The sequence below is a fragment of the Rheinheimera sp. NSM genome (genome assembly GCF_052380015.1).
In the GTDB taxonomy this organism is placed as follows: Bacteria; Pseudomonadota; Gammaproteobacteria; order Enterobacterales; family Alteromonadaceae; genus Alishewanella.
Window position 1 is genome coordinate 444120 of record NZ_JBQTCI010000001.1, and the last position, 17874, is coordinate 461993.

Here is a 17874-nt window from a genome sequence, read left to right on the forward strand (position 1 = left end):
AAGACATGGCGATCACTGCCAACAAACGCCCTGTGATGACATTGTTCTCAGCTGCTGATGACATGTTCAGCCATCAGGTACGTATAGTACTGGCTGAAAAAGGCGTAACTGTCGATATTCTTCAGGTCGCACAAGATAATTTGCCGGAGGACCTGTACGAAGTAAACCCGTATGGTAGCCTGCCAACTTTGCTTGATCGTGAACTGGCGTTGTATCAAGCCAATATTATTATGGAATACCTGGACGAGCGTTTTCCGCACCCGCCGTTGATGCCGGTGTATCCGGTAGCACGTGGCCAGGCGCGTTTAATGATGTACCGCATAGAGAAAGATTGGTACCGTCAGGCTGCCGCCATTCTTAATGGCGATGAAAACGCTGCCACGGCACGGCAGGAGTTGCGGGAAGGCTTACTGTCTATTGCACCTCTGTTTAACGAAACACCGTTTTTTATGAGCGAAGAGTTTGGCTTGGTTGACTGCTATATGGCGGCGTTATTATGGCGCTTGCCGTTATTGGGCATTGAACTGAATGGCCCCGGCAGTAAAGAGCTGAAAAATTATATGACACGTATTTTTGAACGTGATGCGTTTCAGGCTTCATTAAGCGACGTGGAGCGTGAGATCCGCAGAGGAATGAAGTTTTAATGAAGATGACGCCAAACCGCCCGTATTTGCTGCGGGCGTTTTACGAGTGGATTGTCGATAATAATAGTACACCTTATCTGGTGGTGGATGCGACAGCCAGCGATGTAAAGGTGCCGACCCAGTTTGTGCAGAATGGTCAGATAGTACTGAATACTGCACCCTCTGCGGTAGGTAACCTGCAACTGGGTAATGATGCGGTAACCTTTAATGCCCGCTTCGGTGGTAAACCCTTTGCGCTGTATATACCAGTAACAGCAGTGTTAGCTATCTATGCCCGTGAAAATGGCGCCGGCACTGTGTTTACGCTGGAAGAAGAAGAAGACGAAGCAGAGATTTTCAGTGATAGTCTTGAAGATGAGCCTGTACCGCCTGAACCACCTAAGCCAAAAAGAGCGTCACACTTAAAAATAGTGAAGTAGCAAAGTCGTGGCGTAACATTAGCGGTTAATCTCCGCTTTTGCGGTAGCAACCTGCCAAAATGCCTGAATAAGCGGTTCGTGCAGCCGCTTATTCAGCATACACACTCCCAAGTCAAATGGCTCAAAGCGGTAGTTCAGCTCCAATGCCCTGACGCGGTCTTTCACCGGACTATTTACGACTACCGCATCGGCTACCAGAGCAACACCGGTGCCTAAAGCCACCATTGATACCATGGCTTCGTGGCCATCCACCTTAGCGACAACCAGGGGGGTTATGGCCATATCGGCCAGCCAGCGATCAAAGCGGCTGCGGGCCGGGCCATGTTCCGGCATAATCAGCGGTACCTTGTCCCAGCAAAGCGGATTTTGCTGCAATAAGTCGTTTACTTTACAAGGAATTGTGGGTGCAATCAGCATCACCGGCAGGCTGGCAATGCTGCGAAATGCCAGGTTGGCCGGCAGGTTTACGGGATGTGCCGCCAGCGCAATATCAGCTTCATCCAATCGCACTTTTTCTATCGCCGAGGCGGCATCGCCGGTGGTCAGTTTGATTTCAGCTTTAGGGCACATTAAACGAAAGCGATCTAAGATGGCTGGCAAATGGCTGTAACTGGCCGTAACGGTACAAAATAAGCGGATTTCGCCGGTTAATTCGGCGCTGGCCAGCTGCAAATCCACTTGTAGCTGATGCCATTCATCCAACCAGGTACGGACGAACCGTTGAAAACGTTGCCCGGCGGAAGTGAGCCGAACAGAGCGCTTATCACGAAAAAACAGCTCTGTGCCCAGTTCTTCTTCCAGCCGTTGAATAACCCGCGTCAGCGTTGGCGGGCTGACATACATTTGTTCGCTGGTTTTACTGAAATTTAAACTGCTGGCCAAATGCTGAAACAGCTGGGCACTACGGATATCCATACAACTCCTTTATTTCAAAATATGAAATACAGACTTCAGAATATATCACTTCACGCAACTAGAAACAGCAACTAGTATTAGCTTATTAAAGCAGACGACCAGTGCTGCTTATGCTCACCAACAGGTTAGAGCGGTTACAACGAATTTAGAGAAGTATCATGACAAACTATTTTAATACGCTGAATTTACGTCAGCAATTAGGCCAGTTGGCGCAGTGCCGCTTTATGGATAAGGCTGAATTCGCCAACGGTTGCGAGCTGTTAAAAGGTTGGAATATCGTCATTGTTGGTTGTGGTGCCCAGGGGTTAAACCAGGGCCTGAACATGCGGGACTCGGGATTAAATATCAGCTACGCGCTGCGCGCAGAAGCAATTGCCGAAAAACGCGCGTCGTTTCAAAAAGCCAGCAGTAACGGTTTTACTGTCGGTACCTATGAAGAGTTAATTCCGACGGCAGATTTAGTATTAAATCTGACGCCGGATAAACAGCACAGTAGTGTGGTTGATGCTGTTATGCCGCTGATGAAGCAGGGCGCTACCCTGGCGTACTCACACGGTTTTAATATTGTTGAAGAAGGTAAGCAAATCCGCCCTGACATCACGGTCGTGATGGTGGCGCCCAAGTGCCCGGGGACGGAAGTACGTGAAGAATATAAAAGAGGATTTGGGGTGCCGACATTGATCGCGGTACACCCGGAAAATGATCCCAAAGGACAAGGCTTAGACATTGCCAAAGCATATGCGTCGGCAACGGGGGGAGATAGGGCTGGTGTGCTGCAGTCGTCTTTCGTGGCGGAAGTTAAATCCGACCTGATGGGCGAGCAAACTATCCTGTGTGGCATGTTACAAACGGGCGCTATTTTAGCGTTTGATAAAATGGTGGCCGATGGGGTGGAGGCAGGTTATGCCGCCAAACTGATACAGTACGGCTGGGAAACGGTGACCGAAGCGTTAAAGCACGGTGGTATCACCAATATGATGGATCGCTTGAGCAATCCGGCGAAAATCAAAGCCTTTGATTTAGCAGAGCAGCTAAAGCAAACATTACGACCACTGTTTGAAAAGCATATGGATGACATTATCAGTGGCGAGTTTTCCCGCACTATGATGGCAGACTGGGCCAATGATGATAAAAACCTGCTGACCTGGCGTGAGCAAACCCGCAGCAGTGGCTTTGAGCAAGCACCGGTGTCGAACGAAAAGATTGCCGAGCAGGATTATTTTGACCGCGGTTTGTTGTTAGTTGCCATGGTTAAGGCCGGCGTAGAGTTGGCATTTGAAACCATGGTAGATGCCGGCATAGTGGCAGAGTCAGCATACTACGAGTCGTTACATGAGACGCCGTTAATCGCCAATACCATAGCGCGTAAACGCTTGTATGAGATGAATGTGGTGATATCAGATACCGCTGAATACGGTAACTATCTGTTTGCTCATGCGGCGGTGCCGTTACTGAAAGATATGGTTGATGGCTTAAGTAGTGAGTACATCGGTAAAGGCATCAGCGGCAGTAATGGCGTGGATAACCTGAAACTGATAGCGGTGAACGAGACTATCCGCCAGCATCCGGTAGAGACAGTAGGTAAAAAATTACGTGGTTATATGACAGCGATGAAACGCATAGTGGAATCAAATCAGTAACTCAAAGAATGATGTGGTTAAAGGTATGCGCCGGGCCAAAAGCCGCCGTGTTACCTGACCAATAATGATGTTATACGTGGACCTTGGTTGTTTTGCCCTGCTATGCAGGGCTTTTTTTTCGCGTTAAGCTAAGGTTTCTGAAACAGGAGCACGGCAAGATGAAAACGATAGCCCTGGTTGCACATGACGGTAAGAAACAGGCTTTGCTGCAATGGGTGGCGGCGCATAAAGCGTTCTTTGCCGATAAACAGCTGGTAGCAACCGGTACTACCGGTAAGTTAGTTGCAGCAGCGCTGCAGCAGGATGTAGTGTGTCTGGCCAGTGGCCCGTTAGGTGGCGATCAACAAATTGGCGCTATGATCGCTGAGCAGAAAATTGACTGGTTGGTGTTTTTCTGGGATCCGTTGTCGTCGCAACCGCATGACCCGGATGTAAAAGCATTAATCCGCTTAGCTGTGGTGTGGAATATTCCGGTGGCGTGTAATCAGGCTACGGCAGACTTTATTATTCACTCCAGCTTGTATCAGCAGGATTATCAGCGTGAAGTACCGGACTTTTCGGTATACCAAAAGCGGCTGGACAAACAGTAAGCGGTTAGCAGTACGAAGGAAGAAGGTAGGCCGCAAACTGCGCGGCCACCTAAGGTCCTGTTTCGTCATCCTGTCGATACTGTCCTTAGCATATCATCCCTGGCTCCGTCCCGGAGTGTTCCTGAGGCATCCTGCCTGATCCTGTCATCCTTAAACATTATCATCCTGATAATGTGCTCTCATCCTGAGAGTGTCCTGTATCTTCCGTGCAATTCTCAGCGCCTGCGAAGAATCTGAAAAAAGGCCTGCTCGTCCTGAGCGTGTCCTGTTATTCATCCTTGTGCTATCCTAGCCAAGCACTGCGTCCTGCAGTTACACCCTGTCATCCTGTCAGGGGGTCGATCCGTTGACGAGTTAAGTATGAACTCTGCAGCGCGATTTAAGCATGGCTTTTGAGAAAAAAGCACAGTGTAATATTATTGTAAAACATGAGATTTACATCATTTTATGATATTTATCATATGTTTATGACTATTTCTTGTTGTGAGTTTCCGGGGTAAATAGCGTTTAAGCTCACTCATTTGTGAGATATATCTCACAACAAAGCCTGCCGTTAGGGTGCGATATGTCGCAGCCGGGCTGAAAACCTGTGGTTACAAAAGGAATATTATGGCCAGAGAGCAACTGGGTGTTTGTGCTGAAGCGAATTTACATGGCAGTTATTTACTATTTAATGCATTAGAGGGGCATGAGCGGGTGCTGCGGCACAAGCTGGCCCGTCTGCCGCTATTGTTTGACCGGCTTGCTGAACATTTTTCTGAAGCCATGTTAACCGGTGTGGTTGCTATAGGCAGTAGTTTTTGGGATCTGTTGTATCCTGATGCCAGGCCTGCCGGCCTTACTGCCTTTCCGGATTTCAACACTGAGGATATCGACTTAGCCCCTGTGCCATTGGATATATTGATCCATATCCGGTCAGACCGGCTGGATGTCAACATTATTGCCAGCATGCAGGTACAGCAGATGCTGCAAGGGCACGTTGAATTACAAGACCAGTTACAGGGTTTTCGTTATCTGGATGGCCGGAACCTGAGCGGCTTTGTTGATGCGCCTTATAATCCAAAAGGCCGTGCCAAGCGGCAGGCGGCTTTGGTGGATGCGGCGCAGCAACCGGTATTTGCCGCCGGCAGCTATGTCTATCTGCAACGTCTGGCTTTTGATGCTGTAGCCTGGCAGCAACTGGCTGTGTCTGAGCAGGAAGAAATCATGGGCTACGACAAAGTCAGCGGCAAAAGATTGGCCGACACGATGCTGTTGCCTGACAGTCATATTGCATTGATGCAGCCGGATCCGGACAGTTCATCCCGGGTACTGCAACAGAATATGCCGTTTTGTTTGCTACCACAGCAGGGGCTGATACAGCTGAGTTTCGCCGCAGATGCGACTGCGTTGCAGCTGCAACTAACGAACAGGCTTGGTCTGGCAACACAGGGGGTGGGCTACGATCTGTTGTTAAACTACTGCCGCATTGAGCTGAGTGCGGCTTTCTTTGTGCCTTCAATCAGCTTTTTGGAGTTGTCTGCCAAAGTATAACACGATCTTCCGGTTATACTTTTTCGAACAGTTCGGTGACTTTCCTCAGTGTGAAGTCGATGTTTTTCACACTCTTTGGCGCAATAAAGATGGTATCGTCACCGGCAATAGTACCGAGCACGCCTTCGGCTTTGCCGACAGAATCCAGTAAGCGGGCAATCAGTTGTGCCGCACCCGGGCTGGTACGGATAATAATCATCACATCATTATGCTCAATATCCAGCACCAGCTGACGCAGTGGACTTTTGGTGGTCGGTACGCCCAACTCAGGGGGCAAGGTATACACCATCTCCTGTTTGGCATTACGGGTGCGTACGGCGCCGTACTTGCTCAACATGCGTGATACTTTCGACTGACTGATATTATCAAAGCCGTCGTTTTTAAGTGCTTCAACAATTTCGCCCTGAGAACCAAAGCTTTCAGTTTTCAACAGCGCCTTAAACGCCTGGATCAGTGCTTCTTGTTTTGCTTGCTTAGTCATACCACGCTCTTACCTGTTGTTTATTGCTGCTATCTTAGCAAAGTTCGTTGTCCGGTACACTTTGTGAAGTAAAGTACACTAAAATTCGCTAAAATGCTTAGACTTTAGGCTTAAGCTATTTGTATTTTCAACGCGGTTTCAGTATTGTTGGCGCGTTTTCATTCAACCGTTATCAAGGGAGATAATTATGAAAGTTGCCGTATTAGGTGCCGCCGGCGGTATTGGCCAGGCATTATCGTTATTGCTGAAATTAGACTTACCAGCAGGTACAGATTTAGCGTTATATGATTTGGCGCCGGTAACACCGGGTGTTGCGGTTGATTTAAGCCATATCCCTACTGCTGTTAAAGTAACAGGTTACGGTAAAGAAGACTTGCACACTGCACTGGCTGGTGCAGACATTGTGATGATCCCTGCCGGTATGCCACGCAAGCCGGGCATGGACCGTTCAGATTTATTCAACATTAATGCCGGTGTGGTAAAAACCTTAGCTGAAGCTATTGTGCAACAGTGCCCGAAAGCGTTGGTGGGTATTATTACTAACCCGGTAAATACCACTGTCGCTATTGCTGCTGATGTATTCAAAAAGGCCGGTACTTATGATCCGCGTCGTTTGTTCGGTGTCACTACGCTGGATGTGATTCGGGCTGAAACCTTTATCGGTGAATTAAAAGGTAAAAACCCGACTGAAATTACAGTACCGGTTATCGGCGGCCACAGCGGTACCACTATTCTGCCGTTATTGTCACAAGTTGCCGGTGTAAGTTTCTCTGATGACGAAGTGGCATCTCTGACACACCGCATTCAGAATGCCGGTACCGAAGTGGTTGAAGCCAAAGCCGGTGGCGGATCTGCAACATTGTCTATGGGCCAGGCTGCTGCGCGTTTCTGTATTTCCTTGATTAAGGGTTTGCAGGGCGAGAAAGTAACTGAATATGCCTATGTAGAAGGTAACGGCGAGTATGCCCGTTTCTTCGCTCAGCCAATTACGCTGGGTAAAAATGGCGTAGAGGCATTACTGCCAATCGGTACTTTAAGTGCTTATGAGCAAAAAGCCATGAATGATATGTTGGGCACGTTAAAAGCCGATATCACCTTAGGCGAAGAGTTTGTAAAGAATAACTAAGTTGTTCTGCAAATAAAAAAGGCGCTGAGGCGCCTTTTTTATTTGCCGCCGGAAAAGACTCTAGTGGCTGCGCGATACCGCAATATCGGCCAATGCCAGTAATGCTTGCTTGTAGTCTGACTCCGGCACAGCGGCAAGAGCCTGTCGGGCTTTTTCTGCTTCGGCTTCTGCCAATTGCCGGGTGTAGCCAAAGGCGTTGGTTTCATGCAACGCGGCCATAATAGCATCAAGCTGCGCCATGCCATTGCCTTCCTCTATCGCTTCACGGATCAGCGCCTGTTGCGCCACTGTGCCGTGTTTCAGCGCATGAATTAATGGCAGTGTTGGTTTACCTTCAGCCAGATCATCACCAATATTCTTGCCCAGCTCAGTGGCATCAGCCTGATAATCCAGTACATCGTCGATCAGCTGAAAAGCAGTGCCTAAATGCATACCGTACAGCTTCATGCTGTTCACCACAGCTTCAGGTTGCTGCGCAATAATAGCGGCTAATTGAGTAGCGGCTTCGAATAACTTGGCGGTTTTGCAGTAAATCACCTGCATATAGCTTTGTTCAGTGGTATCAGCGTCATTAACGTTCATTAGCTGTAATACTTCGCCTTCGGCGATAATATTGGTGGCGTCAGCCAGAATATGCATAATGCGCATGTCGTTCAGCGATACCATCATCTGGAATGAGCGGCTGTACAAAAAGTCGCCTACCAATACACTGGCCTGGTTGCCAAACACTGCATTGGCCGTTTGTTTACCGCGGCGCAGTGTCGACTCATCAACCACATCATCGTGTAACAGCGTTGAGGTATGAATAAACTCTATAATAGCGGCAACGGTAACGTGGGCATTGCCCTGATAACCTAGTGCTCTGGCGGCCAACACCGCCAACAGAGGGCGTAAACGTTTGCCGCCACTGTTGACTATATAGATGCCCAATTGATTAATCAGGGCCACGTCAGAGTTTAGCTGCGAAAAAATATGCTGATTAACAGCGGTCATATCCTCAGAGGATAGCTGCTGGATCTGTTCGAGCGTCATGAAAAACAACTGCTTAAACCTTAGAATGGCGCTAATTCTACACTATCGGCTGGGCAGTCCCAAAGCAAAACCGGATCCTTTTGTCAGCAGAGTGATCTTTTTTATATTACTACTTGCGGGGGTAGGGGAAATTGCGTACAATTCGCGCCCTGTGAATTGAATTAACACGCCCCTTAAAACAAGCGATGGCGTGCTTTGTACGGAGTTAACTATGTACGCGGTTTTCCAAAGTGGTGGCAAACAGCACCGTGTGACGGAAGGTCAAACTCTACGTCTAGAAAAACTAGATTTAGAAACCGGCGCAACAATCGAATTTACACCGTTGATGGTCGCTAATGGCGAAGACATCAGTATCGGTGCACCTTTAGTTGAAGGTGGTAAAGTAGTAGCGGAAGTGGTCACTCATGGCCGTGGCGACAAGCTTAAAATCGTTAAATTCCGTCGTCGTAAGCATTCACGTAAACAGATGGGCCACCGCCAGTGGTTCACTGAAGTGAAAATTACCAGCATCAGCGCGTAACAGGAGTATCGACACATGGCAAGTAAGAAAGGTGTAGGTAGCACTCGTAACGGTCGCGATTCAGAAGCTAAACGCTTAGGTGTTAAGCGTTTTGGTGGCGAATCAGTTTTAGCTGGTAGCATCATCGTGCGTCAGCGTGGTACTAAATTCCACCCTGGCACCAACGTTGGTATCGGTAAAGACCATACTTTATTCGCTTTAACTGAAGGTAAAGTGAAATTTGAAGTTAAAGGTGAGCACAATCGTAGTTTTGTGAGCATCGTCAGCGAATAAGCTGTAAGACTTTAAACAAACCCCGCCTTGTGCGGGGTTTTTTATTAAACATTGTGCCTGATACAACCTAACAGGCATTTTGTGCACAGCGTGCAACAAGCTAAGTTATACTTATATGCCAGCCGCTTGCTGGTAGTTATTTAATATGGTTAATCAGGACGCACCCGATGAAGTTTGTAGATGAAGCGATAATACGGGTTGAAGCCGGCAACGGCGGCAACGGCATTATCAGTTTTTTACGTGAAAAGTTTATATCAAAGGGTGGCCCGAATGGCGGCGACGGCGGCGATGGCGGCGATGTCTATCTGGTTGCCGATGAAAACCTGAATACGCTGGTTGATTATCAGTTTGAAAAGTTTCACCGCGCAGAGCCCGGTGAAAAAGGCGGCAGTGTAAACTGTACCGGTAAACGCGGTAAGGACCTGGAGTTGCGCGTGCCGGTGGGCACCCGTGCTATAGACGTCGATACCGACGAAGCATTGGGCGATTTAACCCGTGCCGGCCAACGATTACGCGTCGCTAAAGGCGGTTGGCATGGTTTGGGTAATGCCCGCTTCGCCACCAGTACTAACCGCGCACCACGGAAAAAAACCAACGGTACACCGGGTGAAATCCGTAATTTACGCCTTGAGCTATTGTTGCTGGCTGATGTCGGGTTGTTAGGTCTGCCCAATGCCGGTAAATCTACCCTGATCCGCGCAGTATCTGCCGCTAAGCCGAAAGTAGCCGATTATCCGTTTACCACCCTGGTGCCGAATTTGGGCGTAGTGCGGGTTGAATCGCACCGCTCTTTTGTTATTGCCGATATTCCCGGTTTAATTGAAGGTGCTGCCGATGGCGCTGGCCTGGGCATCCAGTTTTTAAAGCATTTAGAGCGTTGCCGTTTGTTGCTGCACGTAATTGACGTCTTACCGGCAGATGGCTCAGATCCGGCGGAAAACGCCGTTACCATAGTGCAGGAACTGGCAAAGTACAGTAAGAAGCTGGCTGGTAAACCACGTTGGTTGGTGTTTAACAAACTTGATCTGGTGATGGACGATGAACTGGACGAAGTTATTGCTCAGGTCACAGCCGCACTGGAATGGGATGGCCCGGTTTTCAAAATTGCTGCCGCCAGCCGCACCAATACTGAGCGTTTAGCGGCTGATATCCTGAATTATATTGAGTTACTACCGGCAGAGCAGGCGGCAGAACAAGCGGCTGATCCGGTAAACTTTAAGTGGGATGATAGCCCGGTCGATGCACAGCAGGTGATTGATGAAGACGACGATGATGACGACTTCGATGACGATGATTATGATGTGGAAGTGATTTATCAGCGCTAAGGTACGTTAATGATTATATCTATGGTGGCAGCGATGGCTGCCAACAGAGTAATAGGCAAAGATAACCGTATGCCGTGGCATTTGCCCGCCGACTTAAAGCATTTCAAACAAGTTACCTTAGGTAAGCCGGTAATCATGGGGCGTAAGACTTTTCAGTCTATCGGTCATGTGTTACCGGGCCGGCGTAATATTGTAATCAGTCGCAATCCTCCGGCTGATGCGCAAGGCGCCGAGTGGGTGACAGGTTTGGAGCAGGCATTAAACCTGTTACAAGGCCAGGCGGAAGTTATGGTTATAGGTGGTGCGCAAATTTATCAGCAATGTTTGCCGCTGGCGCAGCGCTTGTATCTAACCGAGATAGCGCTGGAAACGGAAGGCGATACATGTTTTCCTGACTACCAGCCGTTCGGGCCCTGGCGCCTGGTTGATGAATCAAACCATAACGCAGATTCAGTAAATCCATACACCTGTCGCTTTATAACGCTGGAGCGTCAAAGTACGATTTAGGCCATATTTGCACCTGTCAGCACATGTTGTTAAGATGATTCAGGTTATATACAGCGAGGAGTAGTAAATGAGATTATTGCCAACTTTGTTTTGTACGGCAGCAGTGACGTTGTCATTACTGGTAGCGCCTGCTGCGGTAGCCGATGATCAGTTAGCTGCTTCTATGTGTGACTACGTAGCCGCGGACGATAAGAACCGCTTGCGTAAGGTATTAAGTGACTATCGCCTGCGCTTACGTAACATATACGACGGTGTGGTATGTAACGGCCAGAGCTTGATCCGGCATTCTTTTACCAGCAATGCGGCAGATGTCGGTGAGTTTATTGCGAAGCAGTTACCCGGCTCAGCTATCGCCGATTCCGGTGATATTGCATGGGCTGAAGCGAACGGCTTTGCGGCGTCACCGCTATTGGCCGTGTTGAAAGAGCGGGCCGGAAGTTAAAACTTCATTAAATAAAAAAACCGCCTGAGGGCGGTTTTTTTATTGCTGTTGTTCTGCTTACACTTTGAATTGTTCGACAGATACACGCAGCTCTTCAGCTAAACGCGCTACTTCGTGGCTCGATTCAGAAGTCTGCTCGGCACCGGAGGCCGTTTCTTCGGCAATAGACACGATTGACTCCAACAACTTGCTGATTTCGTGTGATACCTGATTCTGCTCTTTTGCAGCGTCAGAGATTTGTTCACTCATATCGTGAGCCAGATGCACCGCATGGGTGATGGAATCCAGTGCTTTGGTGGCGACTTCAGTTTTCTCAACACAGTTTTCAGCTTGCTTACGGCCTTTGTTCATGGCTTCTACCGCAGCCTGAGCACCGCTTTGCAGCACCTGAATCATGGCCTGAATTTCCTGGGTAGAGGCCTGAGTTTTACTGGCCAATGAACGTACTTCGTCCGCAACTACGGCAAAACCGCGACCCTGTTCGCCGGCACGAGCCGCTTCAATGGCAGCATTTAATGCCAGCAGGTTGGTTTGTTCTGCTATACCACGGATAACATCAAGGATACTGCCGATAGAAGCGCTGTCTTTGTGTAATTTGTTGATCACGGTAGAGGCTTGCTCAACATCTTGTGACAACTGCACGATGATGGCTTTGTTCTCCAGTGAAATCCCTTTAACCCGTTCGGCTTCGTTGTCGGCGTTCTTAATCTCTGCCACGGCATCGTTTGAACTTTGCAGTACGACTTGTGCTGTGCTGCTCATCTCTGTGGTAGCTGTTGCTGCCTGGGTAACCTGTGACTTCTGCTCACGTATGGCCTGCGTAGTCTGCACGGTAATGGCTGAGGTTTGCTCTGATGCTGCGGCTAACTGTGTCGAGCGGGAAATGATGCCCTGAATCAGTTGCTGCAGGTTAGCAATAACTTTGTTGCAGTTACGCGCCAGTTCACCAAACTCGTCTTTAGCGCTGTCGTCCAGCTTCTGTGTCATATCACCGGAGGCAACCACACCAAGAATTTGGTTCACTTTGGCCAGTGGCATGGAGATACTGCGCACTGTTACCGTGGCGATAACCACCGATAGTAATATTGATCCCAGCACCACAACAAAAATCAAGGTGATGGCGTTGGACACTTGTGCAACGGAATCCTGCTGAATCTGCTCTGCGGCGGCGCTGGCCTGGCTTAACAAACGCTGCAAACTGGCCATGGCGCTGGCGGTTTGTTCTTCTGCTGCAGCTAAAGAGGCTGTTGCCTCTGCAGTACGTTGCAGCCGTTGTAGCTTTAAGCCCGGAATGCTGTTGCTGCCGTCAAGCAAGTTATTAATTTCAGCTATTTTTTCTTCCAGGTCTGCCACCAGATTAACCTGGCCGTTGGTTTCTGTGCGGATAACAGCAAACTGCTCATTCAAATCTTTCAGGCGAAAGGCAATTTCATTGCTGATGGTGTTAGCGGTTGTATCAGAGGTGGTGCGGTTTAAATCTACCACATTACTGATAAGGGTATTGATACCGGTTTCTATGCTGGTAGCGGCCTGGTAAGAGCGGGGAAAACGCCGCTGTACGTCACGTACGTCAGTAAAATCAAGGATCAGTGACGCCATATCATCTGCATTCATTTCCAAGTCAGATAATTTACTGTCTATGGTGTCACGTAAGCTAAGATTGTTTTCCAACTGACTGAATAGTTTGGCGGTAACCGGGGTAAAGTCAGTATAGGCTTGTGCCACTGTTGCTGCAGCTGACTTTAATGTGGGCTCGTTTTGCACCGCTGTTGCCAGGGTGTTTGAAGCCTTTTGATAACGTTGTTGTTGATCAGAGAATTGTTGTTTCAGTGTCGCCACTTCGGTCAAAGTGTTGGCATAAAATGCCTGTAAGCTAAGCTTACTCATGGAAACGAATTCGCTTTGCATCAGAGCACTGTTTTCCAGTGCCGGAATGGATACCTGATTTACTTCGGCGGTCGACGTACTGATATTGTTCAGGCTGACATAGGAAGCCACACCTATGATAAGCAGGAGCAGTGAAATAATACCGAACCCACCGATCACCCGCAATGCAACGGTTAACTTCATAATAACTCCCGATTTTTAGCTTGATGTTCACCTTAACGTAAGATGAATAACTTCTCAAGTCTGGCCAAAGCGTGCAATTATACAGCGATTGCTACAGGCCTGCCACACTATAACGTTGTTGTGTTTCTATGCAGTAAGCGGTCAACGCATTGCCCCAGACACAGCCGGTATCTAACGCATGAATATCTGCCACAGGACTATAGCCGTTTAATGCCGCCCAATGGCCAAAAAACAGCTCAGGATGCGGTTTATTACGCCAGAATTCATACCAGGGCACCAGTGCGGTCTGGTAGCGGGGGTGGCCCTTTTCTTTCAACTCCAGTGTGCCATCTTCACGGCAAAAACGCATCCGGGTGCAACTGTTAACAGTAAAGCGCCAACGTTGCTCTGCGCTAAGGCCGGCGGCAAAAGAATCGGGCTGGTTGCCATACATAACGCTAAGTAATGTGTGCGGGTCATCGCGTAACAGTTGCTGCACTTCGCTGGTTAATGTTAAGGCGTCATTGAGTGACCACTGCGGTGCAAGGCCGGCATGCACCAGCAGGTAACGCTGATCCGGGCTGATATAAAGTAACGGCAGTTGGCGAAGCCATTGCACCAGCTCATCTAACTGCGGGCTATCCAGTAGCGGTTGTAACAGATCTTTGGCTTTAACGGTGTTAAAGCCATAGTAACAAGCGATAAAATGCAGGTCATGGTTGCCCAGCACAGTTACGGCGCCGTCGCCGAGGCTTTTTACAAATTGCAGACACTGCAATGACTGCGGGCCCCGGGCAATTAAATCGCCGCAGAACCAGAGTTTGTCCTGTGCAGGGTTATAATTGATGCGTTGTAACAGCCGTTGCAACACATCATAGCAGCCCTGCAAGTCGCCTATTACGTAAGTGGCCATCAGTTAAGAATGTTGGGCATGGCCAAACGAAACAGCGGAATAGCTGCATTAAAACGCTCTTGCTGTGAGGTTTCCATTTCATAGTGGCCCTGCATGGTGCCAACCGGTGTTTCCAGCACCGCGCCGCTGGTATAGCGATAGCTGCTGCCGGGGGCCAGCAGAGGTTGTTCACCGACGACGCCTTCGCCCTCTACTTCGGTTTGTTTGCCATTTGCGTCGGTGATCAGCCAATAGCGACGTAACAGGCGCACAGTCTCATTGCTATGATTGCGAATAGTAATGCTGTAGGCAAACACGTAACGTTCTGCGGTCGGGTCTGATTGCGCGGCGATATAAAAGGTTTCTACTTCAACCGGTACGTTGTAATGTGAACTCATAGCTGCGACTCTTTTTGCTCCAGCCACTGTGCAATGCGGACAAAGTCTTCCACTGCCAGTTGCTCCGGACGCTGGCCCGGATCCAGCCCCAGTTGCAGCAGGTCTTCTGCAGTAGCAATATTGCTAAAGCAATTGCGCAGCGTTTTACGGCGCTGATTAAAGGCTTCAAGGCAGACCCGATTCAGGCTTTCGGCCGACACCAAGGCTCTGGCTGATACTGCTTTAGGTATTAACCGCACCACTGCCGACTCCACCTTAGGTGCCGGTTTAAATGCGCCCGGCCCCACTTCCACCACCGGCATCGCTGTGCAATAGTACTGCGTCATCACACTTAAGCGGCCAAAGGCTTTACTGCCATGCACAGCCGTCATGCGTTGTACCACTTCTTTTTGCAGCATGAAATGCATATTTTCAATTAAATCAGCATATTGAAACAGATGGAATAGCAGCGGCGTTGAAATGTTATACGGCAGATTGCCAAAGACCTTCAGTTTTTTCGTGCTGCTGGTCAGGCTGGTGAAGTCAAACTTCATCGCATCCGCCTGATGAATGGTGAGCCTATCCGCCAGTTGCGGATGTTGCTGCAAACGCTCCGCCAGATCTCTGTCAAGCTCTATCACAGTTAAATGGCCGGCGGCTTCGGCGACAGGCTCTGTCAGCGCGCCTAAACCCGGGCCAATTTCTACCAGGATATCATCTGGCTTAGGAGCAATGGCTTTAACAATACGGCCAATTACCTGAGGATCGTGCAGGAAGTTCTGGCCAAAGCGTTTGCGGGCGCGGTGGCCCTGGTGTACGTTATCAGTCATTAAGAGTCGTCGTTTTAGTGGCCAAACTAATGGCTTGGTTAACGGCATGGAACAGGCTGCCGGCATCAGCTTTGCCGCTGCCGGCTAAGTCCAGCGCAGTGCCGTGGTCGACCGAGGTGCGGATCAGCGGTAAACCCAAGCTGATATTGACCGAACGGCCAAACCCCATGTGTTTGAGTACCGGCAAGCCCTGGTCATGGTACATCGCCAGCACCGCATCAGCATCATTCAGATACTTAGGTTGAAACAGTGTATCGGCCGGTAACGGGCCTATCAGTGTCATGCCCTGAGCGCGCAACTCGTTCAGGGCCGGAATGATAATATCCAGCTCTTCGCGGCCAAGATGGCCGTCTTCGCCGGCATGCGGGTTTAAGCCACAGACGTAAATTTTCGGCCGCGCAATAGCAAATTTTTGTTGTAAATCCTGATGCAGGATACTGATAACTTTCAGCAGACGCTCGCGGGTGATGGCTTTCGCCACATAGGCCAGCGGAATATGCGTGGTGGCCAGGGCAACCCGCAGGCCTTCTGTTGCCAGCATCATCACTACATAAGGCGTATTAGATTGCAGGGCAAAAAACTCGGTGTGGCCGCTAAACGGAATACCGGCCTGATTAATAATACCTTTATGCACAGGACCGGTGACAATGGCGGCAAAGTCACCGCTCATCGATTTTTCACCGGCGAAACGCAAGGTGTCTACCACGTAATGGCCGTTAGCGGCGTTTAATTGGCCGGTAACAACCGGCTCTGCCAGCTCAAAGTCTACCAGGGTCAGGGTGCCGGCACGCTGCGGAGCTGCCGGCAGTGCCGGGTTATAAGGCACCAGGCGCAGCGGCAAATTAAGTTGCGCCGCGCGGTCGGTTAGTAAGGCTGCATTAGCGCACACCACCAGCTCAACCGGCCATTCCTGTTGCGCCAGGGCGATAACCAGATCCGGCCCTATGCCTGCCGGTTCGCCGGGAGTAATGCCGAGACGCAATGTCATCAGTCTTCTGCCATTACTTCAATATAGGCTTCGGTACGCAGCTCACGCAGGAAGTTGTTGGCTTCCTCGTTGTAGCGGCGGTTAAATATCATGCGGTAAACCTGTTCACGTTTTTTATCTGCCGTAGCATCTACGGTGCGCTTGTCCAACACCTGGGCAATATGCCAACCATGTTCGGTACGAAACGGCTCGCTTATTTCATTTGGCTGCAAACGATTAAGGGTATCTCTGAACGCCGGTACAAAGACTCCGGGCTCACTCCAGCCTAAATCGCCGCCATTCAGCTTGGAACCCGGGTCTTCAGAGTGTTGTTTGGCCAGCTCAGCGAAATCAGCTTCACCTGCTCTGAGTTTGGTAACAAACTCTGCCAGCATGCTGCGGGCGCGTTCTTCACTGAGAATAATCGACGGCTTGATCAGAATATGGCGTGATTTAACTTCATTGATATCGGCCACGTTTTCACCGCGAATATCAAAGATAGTTAGAATATGAAAGCCGGCACCGGAACGTAAAGGGCCAATCATATCGGTCTTTTTACGGCCACGAATGGCTTCGGAGAACAGCGTTGGCATTTCATTAATATTCATCCAACCTAAATCACCGCCTTCCAGCGCATTGGAGCCGGAAGAAGAGGCAATAGCGATGCGTTTAAAGTCGCTACCGTCACGCAGTAGTTCCATTACTTTATCCGCGCGCTCTTTCGCGGCATTGATATCGTCTGTTGTCGCCTGGCTTGGGATCGCAATTAAAATATGGCCCAGATTGTATTGTTCGTTGCTGGCGCCTTGCTCTTCCATCAGCTTGAGTACGCTGTCAACTTCTTGCGGGCTGATATAAACCCTGCGCTGCACGTTGGCTCGCACCACTTCGCCGGTAATCATTTCTTCACGTAGCCGTTCGCGAAAGCGCTCGTAGTCACCTTCCTCTGCTACCACCTGCTGCCGGAATGCTTCCAGTGACAGGTTTTCGCCTTGCGAAATATTGCGGATAGTATCATCTAACTGGGCATCACTGATTTGCATACCCATGCGCTGCGCCATTTGCAGCTGTAAGCTGGTGAGAATAAGCCGCTCTATGGCTTGGGTACGTAAAGCTGAGTCTGACGGCAGGGTTTGCTGCTGTGCCGCTGCATTACGTTTAACCCGGTTAACAACATCGTCCACGTCACTTTGCAGCACTACGCTGTTATCAACAACGGCGGCCACTCTGTCAATTTCGCGTTCAGCCGCTGCGGCTTGTACACTGGCGCAACATAAAAGTGCGGTCGCGATAATTTGAGATAACTTCATAA

20 protein-coding genes are annotated in these 17874 nt (G+C 49.5%); 11 read left to right on the top strand and 9 right to left on the bottom strand.

What is annotated here, in order from left to right; genetic code table 11:
• Positions 1-5 precede the first annotated feature (5 nt).
• Both sspA and ACTZWV_RS01990 read left to right on the top strand, forming a co-directional pair.
• Positions 6-644 (top strand): stringent starvation protein SspA, encoded by a 639-nt coding sequence (gene sspA / locus ACTZWV_RS01985; RefSeq protein ID WP_305552079.1) that lies wholly within the window; start codon positions 6-8, stop codon positions 642-644.
• A 5-nt stretch (positions 645-649) separates the two neighbouring features.
• Positions 650-1063 (top strand): ClpXP protease specificity-enhancing factor, encoded by a 414-nt coding sequence (locus ACTZWV_RS01990; protein WP_444785637.1) that lies wholly within the window; start codon positions 650-652, stop codon positions 1061-1063.
• Between the two features lie 18 nt (positions 1064-1081).
• Here ACTZWV_RS01990 and ilvY read toward each other — a convergent pair whose 3' ends face one another.
• Positions 1082-1978 (bottom strand): HTH-type transcriptional activator IlvY, encoded by an 897-nt coding sequence (ilvY, locus tag ACTZWV_RS01995; protein WP_444784928.1) that lies wholly within the window; start codon positions 1976-1978, stop codon positions 1082-1084.
• A gap of 158 nt (positions 1979-2136) precedes the next feature.
• Between ilvY and ilvC the strand changes: the two genes are divergently transcribed.
• The 3 genes from ilvC to ACTZWV_RS02010 all read left to right on the top strand — a co-directional run bounded on the left by ilvC (position 2137) and on the right by ACTZWV_RS02010 (position 5741).
• Positions 2137-3618: a ketol-acid reductoisomerase gene (gene ilvC / locus ACTZWV_RS02000; RefSeq protein ID WP_444784929.1), complete on the top strand. Its 1482-nt coding sequence runs from the start codon at positions 2137-2139 to the stop codon at positions 3616-3618.
• Between the two features lie 158 nt (positions 3619-3776).
• The gene (locus ACTZWV_RS02005) at positions 3777-4208 is read left to right on the top strand and encodes a methylglyoxal synthase (RefSeq protein WP_305552082.1); all 432 of its coding nucleotides are present in this window, start codon (positions 3777-3779) and stop codon (positions 4206-4208) included.
• A 609-nt stretch (positions 4209-4817) separates the two neighbouring features.
• A complete protein-coding gene (locus ACTZWV_RS02010) occupies positions 4818-5741 on the top strand; it encodes a Dyp-type peroxidase (protein WP_444784930.1) in 924 nt (307 codons plus the stop codon).
• Positions 5742-5754: 13 nt separating this feature from the next.
• On the opposite strand, the gene argR is transcribed toward ACTZWV_RS02010, so the two are convergent.
• Positions 5755-6222, bottom strand: a complete 468-nt coding sequence (argR, locus tag ACTZWV_RS02015; protein ID WP_305552084.1) for a transcriptional regulator ArgR — start codon at positions 6220-6222, stop codon at positions 5755-5757.
• Positions 6223-6409: 187 nt separating this feature from the next.
• On the opposite strand from argR, the gene mdh reads away from it, so the two are divergent.
• Positions 6410-7348, top strand: a complete 939-nt coding sequence (gene mdh / locus ACTZWV_RS02020; RefSeq protein ID WP_444784931.1) for a malate dehydrogenase — start codon at positions 6410-6412, stop codon at positions 7346-7348.
• Between the two features lie 60 nt (positions 7349-7408).
• Here the strand turns inward: mdh and ispB are convergent, their stop codons facing one another.
• Positions 7409-8380: an octaprenyl diphosphate synthase gene (gene ispB, locus ACTZWV_RS02025; protein WP_444784932.1), complete on the bottom strand. Its 972-nt coding sequence runs from the start codon at positions 8378-8380 to the stop codon at positions 7409-7411.
• Positions 8381-8591: 211 nt separating this feature from the next.
• Here ispB and rplU point away from each other — a divergent pair, with 211 nt between their 5' ends.
• From rplU to ACTZWV_RS02050, 5 genes are all read left to right on the top strand, one after another.
• The gene (gene rplU / locus ACTZWV_RS02030) at positions 8592-8900 is read left to right on the top strand and encodes a 50S ribosomal protein L21 (RefSeq protein ID WP_068233856.1); all 309 of its coding nucleotides are present in this window, start codon (positions 8592-8594) and stop codon (positions 8898-8900) included.
• 15 nt (positions 8901-8915) lie between these two features.
• Positions 8916-9173, top strand: coding sequence for a 50S ribosomal protein L27 (gene rpmA / locus ACTZWV_RS02035; protein ID WP_305552087.1), 258 nt, complete (start codon positions 8916-8918; stop codon positions 9171-9173).
• A gap of 167 nt (positions 9174-9340) precedes the next feature.
• Positions 9341-10498 carry an Obg family GTPase CgtA gene (gene cgtA, locus ACTZWV_RS02040; protein WP_444784933.1) on the top strand — a complete coding sequence of 386 codons (1158 nt, stop codon included), beginning with the start codon at positions 9341-9343 and terminating at the stop codon, positions 10496-10498.
• A 9-nt stretch (positions 10499-10507) separates the two neighbouring features.
• Positions 10508-11005, top strand: a complete 498-nt coding sequence (gene folA / locus ACTZWV_RS02045; protein ID WP_444784934.1) for a type 3 dihydrofolate reductase — start codon at positions 10508-10510, stop codon at positions 11003-11005.
• A gap of 67 nt (positions 11006-11072) precedes the next feature.
• Positions 11073-11447 carry a DUF3718 domain-containing protein gene (locus ACTZWV_RS02050; protein ID WP_444784935.1) on the top strand — a complete coding sequence of 125 codons (375 nt, stop codon included), beginning with the start codon at positions 11073-11075 and terminating at the stop codon, positions 11445-11447.
• A 57-nt stretch (positions 11448-11504) separates the two neighbouring features.
• Here ACTZWV_RS02050 and ACTZWV_RS02055 read toward each other — a convergent pair whose 3' ends face one another.
• From ACTZWV_RS02055 to surA, 6 genes are all read right to left on the bottom strand, one after another.
• Positions 11505-13517, bottom strand: coding sequence for a methyl-accepting chemotaxis protein (locus tag ACTZWV_RS02055; RefSeq protein ID WP_444784936.1), 2013 nt, complete (start codon positions 13515-13517; stop codon positions 11505-11507).
• 91 nt (positions 13518-13608) lie between these two features.
• A complete protein-coding gene (locus tag ACTZWV_RS02060; protein ID WP_444784937.1) occupies positions 13609-14409 on the bottom strand; it encodes a symmetrical bis(5'-nucleosyl)-tetraphosphatase in 801 nt (266 codons plus the stop codon).
• Positions 14409-14786: a Co2+/Mg2+ efflux protein ApaG gene (apaG, locus tag ACTZWV_RS02065; protein WP_444784938.1), complete on the bottom strand. Its 378-nt coding sequence runs from the start codon at positions 14784-14786 to the stop codon at positions 14409-14411. The genes ACTZWV_RS02060 and apaG overlap by 1 nt, the downstream gene beginning before the upstream one ends.
• Positions 14783-15595: a 16S rRNA (adenine(1518)-N(6)/adenine(1519)-N(6))-dimethyltransferase RsmA gene (gene rsmA / locus ACTZWV_RS02070; RefSeq protein WP_444784939.1), complete on the bottom strand. Its 813-nt coding sequence runs from the start codon at positions 15593-15595 to the stop codon at positions 14783-14785. The genes apaG and rsmA overlap by 4 nt, the downstream gene beginning before the upstream one ends.
• Positions 15588-16583, bottom strand: coding sequence for a 4-hydroxythreonine-4-phosphate dehydrogenase PdxA (pdxA, locus tag ACTZWV_RS02075; protein ID WP_444784940.1), 996 nt, complete (start codon positions 16581-16583; stop codon positions 15588-15590). The genes rsmA and pdxA overlap by 8 nt, the downstream gene beginning before the upstream one ends.
• Positions 16583-17872, bottom strand: a complete 1290-nt coding sequence (gene surA / locus ACTZWV_RS02080) for a peptidylprolyl isomerase SurA (protein WP_444784941.1) — start codon at positions 17870-17872, stop codon at positions 16583-16585. Before surA ends, pdxA begins: the two co-directional genes overlap by 1 nt.
• Positions 17873-17874: the final 2 nt, after the last annotated feature.